This is a genomic window from Aliivibrio sifiae (assembly GCF_002954715.1).
Lineage (GTDB): Bacteria > Pseudomonadota > Gammaproteobacteria > Enterobacterales > Vibrionaceae > Aliivibrio > Aliivibrio sifiae.
This window is the reverse complement of record NZ_MSCP01000002.1, coordinates 1143181-1157431: the sequence shown is the minus strand read 5'-3', so window position 1 is coordinate 1157431 and position 14251 is coordinate 1143181. Positions and strand designations below refer to the sequence as shown.

Genomic DNA, 14251 nt, shown 5'->3' with positions numbered 1-14251 from the left:
CAATAAAAACCGATACGCTTAATTTGAGGGTATCGGTTTTTTTATGCTTATTTTTAGTTAGAACTGTTCACTTAACGCACTATCAATGGCATTGACTAATTTAGTAATGTGTTCAGGCTGTGAAATAAATGGAGGCATCATATAGATTAGCTTGCCAAATGGACGGATCCAAACCCCTTGTTCAACAAAGTGTGCTTGGATCTTTTCCATATTGACTGGTGTCGTTAATTCCACCACGCCAATCGCTCCTAACCAACGCACATCCGTAACTACATCGTATTTTTTTAGTGCTGGTAATAATTCTGAAAAGCAGGTTTCAATTTTCTTAGTTTGGGTCTGCCAATGATTTTGTTGGATCAATTCTAAGCTAGCATTAGCGACAGCGCAGGCCAATGGATTTCCCATAAAGGTTGGACCATGCATAAAGCATCCAGCATCTCCACTACATACTGTATCGGCAACAATTTTACTGGTTAATGTTGCTGATAATGTCATGTAACCGCCTGTGAGAGCTTTACCAATACACATTATATCAGGCTCAATATCGGCATGTTCACAGGCAAACAGTTTTCCTGTTCGCCCAAAACCTGTCGCAATCTCATCTAAAATCAGCAATAAGCCGTATTGATCACATAGACGACGAACCTCTTTTAAATATTGAGGGTGATACAGACGCATCCCACCAGCTCCCTGAACAATAGGCTCCAGGATCATTGCGGCGATTTCATCATGGCGTTCAGCCAGCATCTTTTCTAATGGAAGAATATCTTCAGGGTTCCACTCACCATCAAAACGGCTGGTTGGTGATTCCACAAACAGGTGTTCCGGTAAAAATCCTTTGTATAGGCCGTGCATTGAATTATCAGGATCAGTAACTGACATAGCCGCAAAGGTATCACCATGGTAACCGTGACGAGCAGTAATGAACTTTGATCGAGGTTGGCCTTTGGCGTGCCAATATTGCAGAGCCATTTTCAAGCTTACTTCAACGGCTACTGAGCCTGAATCAGCTAAAAAGACTTGCTCTAATCGTGAGGGACTAAGTTCTACCAGTTTTTTACAAAGATCGACCGCAGGTTGATGAGTAATACCACCAAACATCACATGTGCCATTTTATCGGTTTGATCTTTAAGTGCTTGATTAAGGTGAGGGTGACAGTAACCATGAATGGTTGACCACCAAGAAGACATACCATCCACCAACTCTTGGCCATCTTCTAAATAGAGATGTACGCCATTAGCATGAGTAACAGGGTAGCAAGAAAGTGGGTTTATAGTTGAAGTATAGGGATGCCAAATGTGCTGACGGTCAAAATCCAAATCGACGTTATTGTTCATTAATTCACCAGTTGTAAACTTAATCTTTCCTTTAAGGTTGACAGTGTATCGTTTAACCGTAGACTAGCCAAGTATAAATATAAGCCAAAAACCACAAAAAAGAGTGGTCGGATCTTAGTAATAGCAATGGTTATAGCAAGTTAACGAAAGGAATTTACACGTGGAAGTGAGACATAACTGGACAGTCGCAGAAGTACAAGAATTGATGGATAAGCCGTTCATGGATTTAGTTTTTGAGGCTCAATTAGTGCATCGAAAATACCAACAAGCGAATTACGTACAAGTAAGTACCTTGCTATCAATTAAAACAGGTGCTTGTCCTGAAGATTGCAAATACTGCCCTCAAAGTGCTCATTACCGTACTGATGTTGATCGTGAACGCTTGATGGAAGTAGAAAGTGTACTTGATGCGGCTCAAAAGGCGAAAAACTCAGGTTCAACTCGTTTCTGTATGGGCGCCGCTTGGAAAAATCCAAAAGAGCGTGATATGCCTTATCTTCTTGATATGATCAAAGGTGTGAAAGAGATGGGCCTTGAGACGTGTATGACGCTAGGCATGATCACTTCAGATCAAGCGGATGAATTATCCGGTGCAGGTTTAGATTATTACAACCATAACCTAGATACTTCACCAGAGTTTTACGGCAATATTATTACTACTCGAACGTATCAAGATCGTCTAGACACGCTATCTCATGTGCGTGATGCAGGAATGAAAATTTGTTCTGGCGGTATCATTGGTATGGGCGAAAGCGACAGTGATCGCGCAGGTCTGTTTGTTGAGTTAGCGAACCTTCCTCAGCATCCTGAGTCTGTTCCTGTCAATATGTTGGTAAAAGTAAAAGGCACGCCATTAGAGGATGCAGAAGATGTTGACCCATTTGATTTCATTCGTTTGATTGCAGTTGCACGTATCATGATGCCTGAATCAGCAGTTCGCTTATCAGCAGGTCGTGAAAGCATGAATGAGCAGATGCAAACGTTATGCTTTATGGCTGGTGCTAACTCGGTTTTTTATGGTTGTAAGTTGCTGACTACACCAAACCCAGATGAAGACAGTGACATGCAACTGTTTAAAAAATTGGGTGTAAATAGTCAACAAGTTGCGCAGAAGCCGGATGTGGTTCAAGAACACGAATTATTAGACCGTGTTGCTGAGCGTGTCGCTTCTCGTCCTGAGAAAGACGATTTGTTTTATGAAGCAAGCGTTTAATCAACGTATTAGCTCCGCACTTACTCAACGTAAGCAAGCGGGGCTAAATCGCTCTCGAAGAGTAATTGAGCAAGGTAATCAATCAAGATTAGTGGTGGATGGTCAAGCATACATTAACTTTTCAGGTAACGATTACCTTGGTCTTGCTGGCAGTAAAGAGTTAACTCAAGCGTGGCAGAAAGGGCTTTCTTTGTATGGCTGTGGCAGTGGGGCTTCTCCATTGGTTACTGGCTACTCAAAACCTCATGCTGACTTAGAATCTCAACTGGCTGAATGGCTTGGGTTTGATTGCGCATTACTGTTTAATTCAGGATTTAGTGCCAATCAAGCGGTGCTTTTTTCATTATTAGAAAAAGGCGACACCTTACTGCAAGATAAATTTAATCATGCATCGTTAATGGAAGCGGGTATGTTGTCACCTGCGACCATGAAACGCTTTAAGCATAATGATATTAACCACTTAACTAAATTATTAAACGCTTGTGATGATTCACCTTCTTTAGTGGTGACTGAAGGCGTGTTTAGTATGGATGGCGATCTTTCCCCATTATTAGATATTGCCACTGTAGCCAAAGATAACAGCGCATGGCTAATGGTGGATGATGCCCACGGATGTGGAGTGTTAGGTAATAATGGTCGAGGTTGTTGTGATTTTTATCAAGTCACACCTGATATTTTAGTGGTTACTTTTGGTAAAGGTTTTGGTTTATCTGGCGCTGCGGTTTTATGCAATCAAGAATGTGGTGATTACTTAGCACAATTTGCTCGTCATCATGTTTATTCTACGGCAATGCCACCAGCTCAAGCCCACGCCTTGTCTCATGCTTTATCTATGATCCAACAACAAGAGTGGCGACGAGAAAAACTGAATGAACTGAGTCAGCAATTTGAATCAGACTTAGGTGATTTTTCAGGAGTAGTAAAAACACAAACACCGATAAAGCCGATTATTATCGGTGAAGCAAATGCTGCAATTGATATGTCAGATAAACTAAAAGCACAAGGTTTATGGACAACTGCCATTCGTCCACCGACTGTACCAACAGGAACAGCGCGATTAAGAGTGACACTCAGTACCAATCACTCGCCACAAGACATTAAGCAGCTGACGCAAGCAATAACAAAATTAGGATGATGAGTTATGGTTAATCAAGCAGTCGCCATAGAAACCTCAAATTGGACACCAAACCAAGAAAAAAAAGCGATTCAAGCGGCTTTCAGTAAAGCCGCAAATACGTATGATCGCTCGGCCGAATTTCAGCGGCAGGTAGCGGATAGACTATTATCTTATTTACCAAGCGATCTAATAGGGCTACGTATTTTAGATGTAGGCTGTGGAACGGGTTATTGTAGTGAGCAGCTGTTGAAGCGTGGTGCAATAGTGGTTGCGTTTGATTTGTCTCAATCGATGTTAGATAAAGCGAAAGAGCGCTGCGGTGAGTTGAACATCTCTTATGTGCAAGGTGATGCAGAGCATTTACCGTTTAACGATAATATATTCGATATAGTTATCTCTAGTCTGGCTTTGCAATGGTGTCAGGATTTATCAGTACCATTACGAGAAATGAATCGAATTACCCATAATAAAAGCAAGGCTATATTTTCAACTTTGCTAGATGGCTCACTGTTTGAGTTGAAAAAAGCGTGGTCAAAGGTTGATTTATATCAACATGTTAACGATTTTATTACGCCATCTATGGTAAACCTTGCGTTAGCGCAATCTGAATGTAACAAGTTTACACTAGACTGCACGCCAGTCGAGATGACGTATTCTTCTGCTCTTGCTTTAATGAAAGATTTAAAAGGAATTGGAGCAACGCATTTACCTAATGGTCGCCACTCAGGTTTATTGAGTAAAGAAAAGCTATTAGCAGTAGAAGAAGCGTATCAAATTTTTAAGAATGAATTTAATAAGTTACCTGCTACTTATCAGGTAGGCTTTGGAGTTATAAGTAATGATTGATGCATTTTTTGTTGCAGGTACAGATACCGATGTGGGTAAAACCGTTTCTTCTAAAGCGATTTTAGATGCATTAAATATGAAGGGGCTAAATACCGCTGCATATAAACCTGTTGCCGCAGGATCTGAAGACAAAGGTGAAGGCGTCCAAAACTCTGATGCAATCCATTTACGCTCTGTTGCCAATGTTGAATTAAGCTACGAAGAAGTAAACCCGTATGCATTATTATTGCCTTCATCACCTCATATTGCAGCGGAAGCGGAAGGCGTAGTCATTGATTACTCTGTACTGTCTCAAGGTTTAGCTGCGTTAAAAGCTAAATCAGACGTAGTATTGGTTGAAGGCGCTGGCGGTTGGCGTGTTCCTGTCTCTAAAGACGATTGTTTGTCTACTTGGGTAAAACAAGAAAAACTTCCAGTTGTATTAGTTGTTGGTATTAAATTAGGTTGTTTGAGCCACGCGATGTTAACGGCAGAAGCCATTCAGCATGATGGTTTAGAGATCATTGGTTGGGTAGCAAACCGAGTGAATCCAGGTACTGAGCATTACGCTGAAATTATCGCGATGTTAGAAGATAAAATGCCAGCGCCAAAATTGGGTGAAATTCCATATATGCCAAGTGTTAAGCGTAAAAATATGGGTAAATACATTAAGTTAGAGGTACTAGAAGCGTAACTTTTCTTTTTACCTGAAGAGATAAAGCCAACACCATCCTTGATGTTGGCTTTATATTTAGGGCTCACTTAGGCTAGTTGAGTAGTTAATGAATAACAATCACCCTAAAGCCGTTTCATCATATATAAATGATATTATTACTAATATAGCAATTGCCGATTTTCTTTGTAGGGATATGCCTATTTTGATGTGACTTATCATGATGAATAAAGCTTGTTCAGCTTCCTTCAATATTAAGAAAACGTTTCTCTAAACAGCTTTACCATGGCTCTGGTTTTTTCTGGTAGGTAACTTGGCGTTGGATAAACTAAGGTAATGGTAAGATCGGTAAACGACGTTCTTGGTAACACCTCCACTAATTCTCCTCTACTAATACTATCTTCTATTAATAATGATGGAAGAAGAGCGATCCCTTTACCTGATAATGCAAGTCGAAACAGTAAGTTTAAATCATCACTAAATAACTGATAATTAAGTCCATGAGGAAGTAAGCTTTTATTAAATCGGCTCGCAAGAAGATGGAATTGATTGAGTTCAGCTACATTTTCAGGATGTCCATGTTGTTCAAGATAATCTGGAGATGTAACCATGCTATAAGGGATTTGAATGAGGCGTTGTTGCACATAATCATCATGTAATGGTTCAAGATAGCTAGGTAGGATTTGTAAATCGACACTTTTCCGGCGTAGATCGAGAGATTGAACATGATGTTCAATTTCTAATTTAACCTCGGTATATTCTGCCATATAGCGTTCAATCAGTTTAGAGAAGATTTCTGTCATCCCAAGCGCAGGGGGAATTGCAACTTTTAAGGTCCCTTTAGGGGTTAAGTGTTGCTCTTTCATTAAACGACTTGCATCTACTAAAGTGTTAATAGGGCTAGAAGCCTGTTCATACAACCATTTACCTTGTTGAGTTAACTCTATTGCTCTGGTCGTTCGAATTAATAGTTGATACCCAAGTGCTTTTTCTAACTCTTGTAGGCGACGGCTAACTTTTGAACGCTGTAATCCTGAACATTGTGCTGCTGAGCTAATACCTTTATGTCTAACAATAAGCACAAATAGATAAATATCATCAAATGAAACGTTAATGTCGTAATCTTTATTCACACCATTGTCCTATTTTTAGGTCGTATGGGTGCTATTTTGCCATCTATTCGAATCTTTTTCATCATTTATAATGAGAGCCTGATCACGGCAATTTTTACTTTATCGAGAACTTCTATGCAAGCGGCAGAACAAAAATTCAAACAATGGATGCGTATTTTAATTGTACTATTTCTCCTCGTAACTACGTATTTAGTGATGGCAGATAGATTAACGCCACTGACAACGCAGAGCAAAGTACAGGGCTTTGTCGTTCAAATCTCTCCGGAAGTTTCTGGCCGTATTGTCGAAGTAAATCATACAAATAATCAATTAGTTAAGAAAGGAGAGCGATTATTCAAAGTTGATGATGAAAAATACCAGTTGGCAGTACAAAAAGCAGAAATAGCATTAGCACAAGCAAAAGAGCAAGAAGCCTCTTTAGTTGCTGATATTGAAGCCGCAAAATCAAATGTGAAAACCACACAAATCACTGCGGACAACGCTAATCGAGAATATCACCGTATAAAACGATTGGCTAAATCAGGAGCGGTTTCAGTATCAGGGCTAGACTCGGCTGTAACAAAACGAGATCAAGCCGCTGCTAACTTTATGGCATCAAAACAAAAGCTACATGCTTTAGAAGTTAAGTTGGGTAAGGGCAATGGTCAAAGCAGTGCAGTACTTTCTGCAAGAAATGCTTTAAAACAAGCACAACTGAATTTAGAACATACTGAAATTATAGCGCAAAGCGAAGGTATTATTACCAATATGCAATTGCATGTCGGATTGTTTGCTAATGCCAATCAACCGCTTTTAACTTTTATTCCAACTGATTCATTGTGGATTTCTGCCGATTACCGCGAAAAAGCAACGACAGGAATGAAAAAAGGGATGAGAGCAGAGGTTGCTTATGATGCGATGCCAGGAGAAGTCTTCCCTTTGCTAGTTGAAAGCCGAGATTATGGGGTTTCTTCTGCACAGCAGACTGCAAATGGACAATTGAGTACGGTAGAGGTGAGTAACCGTTGGGTTCGAGACGCACAACGAGTTCGTGTCAACCTTATCAGTGAAGATTCTATTTCGCCTCGTTTGTTTGTCGGCTCACGAGCGACAGTGATTATTTATACATCAGGAAATACCGTAATTGATTATATTGGCCATAGCTTAATTACCATGATCAGTTATCTGCATTATATTTATTAATTGGGTGTTGGTATGAAAGCATTACGGATATGGTTTGGGTGTGTAGTAGGCTTTGCCATGTGTACCTTGTTTGGTTGGTCTAATGGGATGTTTGGTACTTTATTACCTCTGTTTATATTATCGAATCTAAATCGATGGAACTGGGGGATGTTTATTCAGCTGTTTATTAGTGTTGTTTGGGTGAGTATTCAAGTGGCGTTAATTGTTGGCTTTCTACAACCTTATCCACTTCTCATGACGGTTGCTGTTGGTATTTTGTTGTTGTTTAAGTGCCATGCCATGCATTATAAAGCAAGCTATCTATATGGTTATACTGGATTATTAGTCGGTTCCATTTTGTTAAATTTTGGTTCGTATGCCACCTTTGATTTAGAAAACTTTATTGTTGGAGTGTGGGTTGCTGCGGTTATGGTTGTCCCAATTTGTGCTTTAGCTTTTTATCTATTTCCTGATCCAATAGAAGAACATGCCCCAATTTTAAAAGTAGAAGGGCAAAGTAAAGATCCAAGAGAGATGCTAGAACAAACTGCCTTAGGTTGGATGGTAGCAATGATTGTGTTTTTGATCTTTGAAATCGGAACATTAAATGACTCTTTATCTGCCCAAGCATCGATGTTGATTATGCTCTCACCAATGACTTTAGTCGGCTCATTAATGATGGCTCGCATACGTATTATTGGAACATTAGCAGGATGTGCATCCGCAATGGTGATGCAATTAGTGCTGTATGATTTGTATGAAAATCCAATTCTTTATATTTTGAGTTTTGCCATTGCTTCTGGGTATTTTTGTAAATGGTTAGCCAGTGAAAATCCAGCAAGGAAAGGAATTGGCTTCTCGGCTATGGCGGCGTTAACGATCCCAATTACAGGTGCAATCCCGGGACAAAAAGATGCCTTTTTTGCTATTTTATATCGAGTCTCGTCTATTGTCGTCGCTGTTATAATTACAAGTTTGTTGATTTGGGTATGTTATCGATTAATTAAGCTTTTTCCTGTCTTTTTCAGAGGTGTTGAGAGAGAAGAAAAGAGCGGTTAACAAGTTGAATCATAGAGTAATAAGCCAAGAGGTTTGTACATTGTTACGAACTACTCTTGGCTTTTTTTGTTTATGTGATAACGTCTGTCTAGTTGAAAATTATAAAGAAATAACAAGGACAGTAATGAGCTCAATTATAGAATGCATTAAAACCGTCGGTCGTGGTGAGCGTAGCCGTAAGCCACTTAGTTTTGATCAAGCTTACCAAGTAATGAAAGAATATCTTGCCGGTGAAGTCTCTAGTGACAAAATGGCAATGCTGATGATGCTTATCCGAGTTCAAAATGAAACCGTTGATGAGATAAGTGGTTTTACTACCGCTATTCGTGAATTTATTCGTAACGAACAAACGCCAGAGCTCAAAGCTCTTAATGTAGATATTGACTGGGCGTGTTTTGCAGGTAAGCGTCAGGTTCAAGGTCCTTCGTGGCAGTTGTACGCAGCACAAATTCTTGCGAACAAAGGCTTTAGGGTATTAATTCATGGTCACTTACAATTAGGCAGCACTCGAGAGCATGTTTCTCAAGTGATTGATAAATTAAACATTCCAAGTTGTTCAAGCATTGCTGAAACACAGAAAAAACTAGATGAAGGCAATATCGCATATTTACCACTATCTGTTTATGCACCTCAAGTAGAGACCATGCTGTTATGGCAACATGAATATGGTTTACGTACGCCGGCTAACACTTGTGCTCGTATGTTAAACCCTGCATCAGCGCCGATTTCATTACGTGGAAGCTTTCATCCCGGATTACCGCAACTGCATGGCGAAGCAGAGTCTCGCTTGCAACAAGCAACAGATGACAGCTCTGAATTAGCACTGTGCTTTAAAGGCATGGGCGGGGAATCTGAGTTTAATCCTAAAGTGAGTCAATCACTGTGGTGTGCATCAAAAGGCGTGTGCGAAGAGTTGTATTGGGAAGAAGCATTAATAGAAGACTTGCCTATCCTAGAAAATTGTTTGTTAGGTACTAAACCTGAGCAGTTACAACTAATGGCGAACACCGTAATTTTTAATGTGGCTAATGTACTGTGGGCAAATAAACGAAAAGAAAATTACCCAAGAGAAGAGGCGATTCAACTTGCTACTCAATATTGGAAAGAGTATGTAATTTCGTTATCGTAATACTTACTATTGAGTGAGTTTGAAAAAGCCAAAGCCGTCCCTTTATTGGTGCGGCTTTTTTATTCTCAATTCTTTTTATTACATAAACGTAATAGTAATTCACATTTAGCTCTATTATCAAAATACAGTTAATAATCGATAATGTTCTCCTAGTCAATCATTACCTTTGGAGACCATTATGGCTAATGGATTTACAAGAGATGGTGGCGTACAAGACCAAATTGATGCCACTGTTACTGATGCAATTAACCGTGCTAGAGCACATCTTAACCATGAACATAACGAGACTGATTATTGTCTTGAATGTGGTGAGTTAATTCCAGAAGCACGACGTAAAATTATACTCGGAGTAGAGCTTTGCGTAAGTTGTCAGGAAAAAGAAGACGCTGAAGAGAAGAAGTTTAGTGCCTACAACCGAAGAGCAAGTAAAGACAGCCAATTAAGATAGTTATTTACAAAAATGGCGGAACATAAAAGTCCGCCATGATACTCATTATTGATGCGTTATATTAAAACTTACCTACGATTAATGCGTGCTAAAAAGTAGGTATTAACAAATTCCCCATTTCTAAATGCAGAATCGACAGCTTCACCTTCAATCACAAATCCAAACTTTTTATATAGTGAAAGCGCAGCGTGGTTATCTACAAAAGCGTCTATTTCAATACGTCGAACATTAAGCCAGTTATCAGCAAGCTCTAACACGGTTTCAATTAGCTTACTGCCAATACCACGGCCATGATAATCATCGTGAACACCCATTCCAAAATGAGCCACATGACGAGTTCTAGGCCGCGTGACCTGTTCAAAACCAATATTACCAACAACCTTGCCGTCAATAAGTGCAACATAACTGTAGACATTATCAGGCATGGTTGAAATTCGTTTTTCCCAGAGAGCAGACGATGGAATAGGCAGTTGGAGAGTTTGTGCTTGAGCGAGTGGTTGATTATATAAATCACATAAACCATCGATATCTTTTAATTCTGTTGGGCGAATCACTATTTCCATTACCTACATCCTTTGCCTAATAAACATACACTTAACTTAACCAGAATAATCTTCGATGACAAGCACTGATACCATTTGAATCTAATAATTACCGTTTATACTTGTTATTTACCATTCGTCGCATTCGTCAGTTTTTCTTATTTGTCTTAGTTAACCTGTGATCATTGAAAATAAGATCACTGACTAAGGATTAGAAGATGAAAATGACACTACCAGCCTTATTATTGAGCCTATGCATGGGAATGACTGCCTTTACTGCTCATGCCACATTAACCGCTGCAGATATTAATACTTATAACCAAGCGGCTGCGGGTAATGAAGATAAAGTCGATCCCGCTTTTGATCGTTTTAACCAACTGATACAGCAAGAAGGCGCGACACCGTTAACCTTGGTTTATCTTGGCAGTGCCGAAACCTTAAAAGGGCGAGACGCCATGATGCCATGGACAGCAATGAAATACGTTGAACAAGGATTAGCAAAAATTGGCAAAGGCTTAAATTTGTTGGCAAATGAAAATACGCCGATATCAGAGCAAGACATCATTTCAGGCATTCCAAAATCGTATTTAACCTGCGCATTAGCAGCAGCAACGTATTCGCAACTGCCAGATATGTTCAATCACTTTGAGCGTGGTTATGACCTTTATTTAGGGCTTCTTTCTGAGTCTGAATTTCAACAGCAGCCTTATCAAGCAACGGCGTGGATATATGGTTATGCAATACAAGCTGCATTGCGAGCGGATGATCTTAACCAAGCCAATCAGTGGTTAGAAGTCATGTTAGAGAAAGACAAAAATCATCCTGAAACGCGTAAAGCACAAACGTTGTTAGCAGCGAATAAGTGATCTCAATAAAAAAGAAGGAGAGTGCAATGATCAGTTTTAATGGAATACAAAAAACCTACCAATTGGGATCACAGCAAGTAGAAGCGTTAAAAAAGATAGAGGGCTTTATCATTAAAGGCTCAATGGTTGCGCTATGTGGCCCATCAGGGTCAGGAAAAAGTACTTTACTAAATATTCTTGGTCTATTGGATATGGATTACAAAGGTAAGATTCGAATGGATGGGCAAGCTTATCCTAAAGATCCTATTAAAGCGGCTACGTTACGCCGTCACCAATTAGGGTTTGTATTCCAGAGATTCAATCTTGTTCCTGTGATGACGGCTTTAGAGAATGTGGCTTATCCATTGCAATTAAATGGCTACAGCAGAGAAGAACAAAATAGGTTAGCCATTGAGATGCTAGAAAAAGTAGGCTTAGGGGATTTTATTCACCACAGACCCGATAACCTTTCTGGTGGTCAGCAGCAACGTGTTGCTATTGCTCGTGCTTTAGTACATAAACCAAGCCTAGTGATTGCTGATGAGCCGACGGCCAGTTTAGACAGTAAAACTGCAGAAGTCGTGATTGATATTATGAAGTCGTTAGGACAAGAAATGGGGACGACGTTTATTATTGCTACGCATGATTATCGTATGGCACAACACTGTGATAGCTGCATTAATTTATTGGATGGAATGATCAGCAAGGAGAAAATATCATGGGCAAGTTAATCACCTTATTTCCTGATTCATTGCGTCTTGCTTGGTTGAACTTATTGCGAAATGGTCGCCGCAGTGCGCTTTCAATTCTTATTATCACTATTGCTGTTTTTGCGCTAACCAGTGCTGGTGGTTTTGGTCTATATACCTATGATTCACTGAAAGAATCAACAGCGCGTGATACCGGACATTTAACATTAAGTCAGCCGGGTTATTTTGAAAGCGATGAAGAGCTGCCATTAAGCAATGGTCTTTCTGATATCTCTCAATTAACCCGAAACATAATGAAGCATGATGAAGTTCGTGGTGTTCAACCTCGAATTTATTTCACAGGCTTAGTCTCAAATGGAATGAAATCGACCATCTTTATGGGGACTGGGGTTAATGACCGAGAGTTCGATATGAAAGGGCCGTTTCTAGATATGAAATCAGGAAAAACCTTATCTGATATTAACTCTAGCCGTTATGATCCAATGGAACCAGAAGTGATGTTGGGCGTTGATCTTGCTAAAAACCTAAACGTAACTATTGGTGATTGGATTACCTTATTAAGCACCACCAGTGAAGGTGCATTAAATGCCTTAGATTTTAAAGTACGAGGGACGTATTCTACAGGCGTGCCTGAACTTGATAAGCGTCAACTGTATATTCATATCCAATCGTCACAAGACTTATTGATCTCAGATAAAGTCAGCACATTGTCTGTTTTTTTATTTGATACTGAGCAAACAGACCTTATGCATCAACGATTAAATGAAGAAGTAAAAATCACACAACAAGATATTGAAATTACGCCATGGCAAGACAGAGCTTTCTTCTACAATAAGGTAAAAGATCTTTATGATCTCATCTTTGGTGTGATGGGCTTTGTGATGGGATTAGTCGTCTTTGTTGCCTTGTTTAATACCATGACGATGTCCGTGACTGAGCGAACGCGTGAGATAGGAACCTTATCAGCACTTGGTAGTTACCCAAATGAAATTATTCATTCATTCTTACGAGAAGCTGGGTTATTAGCTGTCATTGGTGTGATTTTTGGGGCGTTAACCACCGCGATTACCACAGTGTTACTGATGGTGATTGATGTACAAATGCCACCGCCTCCGGGCAGAACCGACGGTTATCCATTAAATATTTATTTCTCATTTGAGTTGCTCGCTTATGCAGGCATTGGTGTGTTGTGCATCTGTTTACTTGCTGCCTATTTATCTGCTCGCAAGGGCGTAAAAAAACCAATCACGGAGGCACTTATTTATGTCTAAATTTAATTTATTATCTGCACTGTGTTTGTTTGTTGGGCTTCAGTCACAAGTGGCAGCGACTGAACTTACTCAACCAGAAAAAGGGATGAGTGATACGCAAATTAAGCAAATGATTAAAGCAGCGGATGAATTTCGGTTAGATAATGCTGCGGCAAAAGTGGTATCAGAAGTGCTGCTGTATAAAAACAATGAGTTAGATAAAACGCGTCAATACACGGTCTATATGAGAGAAAACAGAGAATCATTAGTGCTGTTTAACTCTCAAGTAGAAGCGGGACAAAAGATGCTGATGCTGGGGGATAACTACTGGTTATTGATACCAAAAAGTCGTCGACCGATTCGAATTACCCCAATGCAGAAATTGTTGGGTGAAGCCTCTGTTGGTGATATTTCAACTCTGACATGGAGTGAAGATTATCAAGGACAATGGCAAGGAAGTGAGTCGCTTACTTTAGATAGTGGTAAACAGCTAGAAACGGAAAGGCTCAAATTAAAAGCGATTACTAAAGGGGCGAGTTATTTCACTATTGATTTGTGGTTAGAGCAGGGAACTTATTTTCCAATTAAAGCGGATCTCTATTTACGCTCAGGAAAAATGGCGAAAGAAGCGTGGTTTACCAAAGGGCTTCGAGAAGGAGAAACCAGAGTGGTAGCCATGATATTGAACGACCAAATTCAAACCAATCAAAAAACAGTCATTGAGTATAAAGAGATAGTCGCTACCGAAATTGATGATAAGTATTACAACCCCGCTTATTTATCGCGCACCAAAAACTTGGATCTTTAG

15 protein-coding genes are annotated in these 14251 nt (G+C 39.8%); 12 read left to right on the top strand and 3 right to left on the bottom strand.

Annotated elements, in window-relative coordinates:
- Positions 1 to 57 precede the first annotated feature (57 nt).
- The gene (gene bioA, locus BTO23_RS16350; protein WP_060992918.1) at positions 58 to 1338 is read right to left on the bottom strand and encodes an adenosylmethionine--8-amino-7-oxononanoate transaminase; all 1281 of its coding nucleotides are present in this window, start codon (positions 1336 to 1338) and stop codon (positions 58 to 60) included.
- Positions 1339 to 1498: 160 nt separating this feature from the next.
- On the opposite strand from bioA, the gene bioB reads away from it, so the two are divergent.
- The 4 genes from bioB to bioD are packed head-to-tail and all read left to right on the top strand — an operon-like array spanning position 1499 to position 5187.
- Complete coding sequence (gene bioB, locus BTO23_RS16345; RefSeq protein ID WP_060992919.1) at positions 1499 to 2551, top strand: biotin synthase BioB; 1053 nt, start codon at positions 1499 to 1501, stop codon at positions 2549 to 2551.
- Positions 2535 to 3686 carry an 8-amino-7-oxononanoate synthase gene (gene bioF / locus BTO23_RS16340; protein ID WP_105064049.1) on the top strand — a complete coding sequence of 384 codons (1152 nt, stop codon included), beginning with the start codon at positions 2535 to 2537 and terminating at the stop codon, positions 3684 to 3686. Before bioB ends, bioF begins: the two co-directional genes overlap by 17 nt.
- Before the next feature lie 6 nt (positions 3687 to 3692).
- Positions 3693 to 4514 carry a malonyl-ACP O-methyltransferase BioC gene (bioC, locus tag BTO23_RS16335; RefSeq protein WP_105064048.1) on the top strand — a complete coding sequence of 274 codons (822 nt, stop codon included), beginning with the start codon at positions 3693 to 3695 and terminating at the stop codon, positions 4512 to 4514.
- The gene (gene bioD, locus BTO23_RS16330; RefSeq protein WP_060992922.1) at positions 4507 to 5187 is read left to right on the top strand and encodes a dethiobiotin synthase; all 681 of its coding nucleotides are present in this window, start codon (positions 4507 to 4509) and stop codon (positions 5185 to 5187) included. Before bioC ends, bioD begins: the two co-directional genes overlap by 8 nt.
- Before the next feature lie 233 nt (positions 5188 to 5420).
- Here bioD and BTO23_RS16325 read toward each other — a convergent pair whose 3' ends face one another.
- Positions 5421 to 6299: a LysR family transcriptional regulator gene (locus BTO23_RS16325; protein WP_061012661.1), complete on the bottom strand. Its 879-nt coding sequence runs from the start codon at positions 6297 to 6299 to the stop codon at positions 5421 to 5423.
- 114 nt (positions 6300 to 6413) lie between these two features.
- Here BTO23_RS16325 and BTO23_RS16320 point away from each other — a divergent pair, with 114 nt between their 5' ends.
- From BTO23_RS16320 to BTO23_RS16305, 4 genes are all read left to right on the top strand, one after another.
- Positions 6414 to 7481, top strand: coding sequence for an HlyD family secretion protein (locus tag BTO23_RS16320; protein ID WP_060992924.1), 1068 nt, complete (start codon positions 6414 to 6416; stop codon positions 7479 to 7481).
- Positions 7482 to 7493: 12 nt separating this feature from the next.
- A complete protein-coding gene (locus BTO23_RS16315) occupies positions 7494 to 8519 on the top strand; it encodes a DUF2955 domain-containing protein (protein WP_061012665.1) in 1026 nt (341 codons plus the stop codon).
- Between the two features lie 124 nt (positions 8520 to 8643).
- A complete protein-coding gene (locus tag BTO23_RS16310) occupies positions 8644 to 9648 on the top strand; it encodes a glycosyl transferase family protein (protein ID WP_105064047.1) in 1005 nt (334 codons plus the stop codon).
- Between the two features lie 178 nt (positions 9649 to 9826).
- Entirely contained in the window at positions 9827 to 10096 is a 270-nt protein-coding gene (locus tag BTO23_RS16305) for a DksA/TraR family C4-type zinc finger protein (protein ID WP_060992927.1), read from the top strand.
- A gap of 68 nt (positions 10097 to 10164) precedes the next feature.
- Here BTO23_RS16305 and BTO23_RS16300 read toward each other — a convergent pair whose 3' ends face one another.
- Positions 10165 to 10659: a GNAT family N-acetyltransferase gene (locus tag BTO23_RS16300; RefSeq protein ID WP_105064046.1), complete on the bottom strand. Its 495-nt coding sequence runs from the start codon at positions 10657 to 10659 to the stop codon at positions 10165 to 10167.
- Positions 10660 to 10862: 203 nt separating this feature from the next.
- Between BTO23_RS16300 and BTO23_RS16295 the strand changes: the two genes are divergently transcribed.
- The 4 genes from BTO23_RS16295 to BTO23_RS16280 are packed head-to-tail and all read left to right on the top strand — an operon-like array spanning position 10863 to position 14251.
- Positions 10863 to 11504: a hypothetical protein gene (locus BTO23_RS16295; RefSeq protein WP_105064288.1), complete on the top strand. Its 642-nt coding sequence runs from the start codon at positions 10863 to 10865 to the stop codon at positions 11502 to 11504.
- Between the two features lie 26 nt (positions 11505 to 11530).
- Positions 11531 to 12214, top strand: coding sequence for an ABC transporter ATP-binding protein (locus BTO23_RS16290; RefSeq protein ID WP_105064045.1), 684 nt, complete (start codon positions 11531 to 11533; stop codon positions 12212 to 12214).
- On the top strand, positions 12202 to 13464 hold the full coding sequence (locus tag BTO23_RS16285) for an ABC transporter permease (protein WP_105064044.1): 1263 nt from the start codon (positions 12202 to 12204) through the stop codon (positions 13462 to 13464). Before BTO23_RS16290 ends, BTO23_RS16285 begins: the two co-directional genes overlap by 13 nt.
- A complete protein-coding gene (locus BTO23_RS16280) occupies positions 13457 to 14251 on the top strand; it encodes an outer membrane lipoprotein-sorting protein (RefSeq protein WP_105064043.1) in 795 nt (264 codons plus the stop codon). Before BTO23_RS16285 ends, BTO23_RS16280 begins: the two co-directional genes overlap by 8 nt.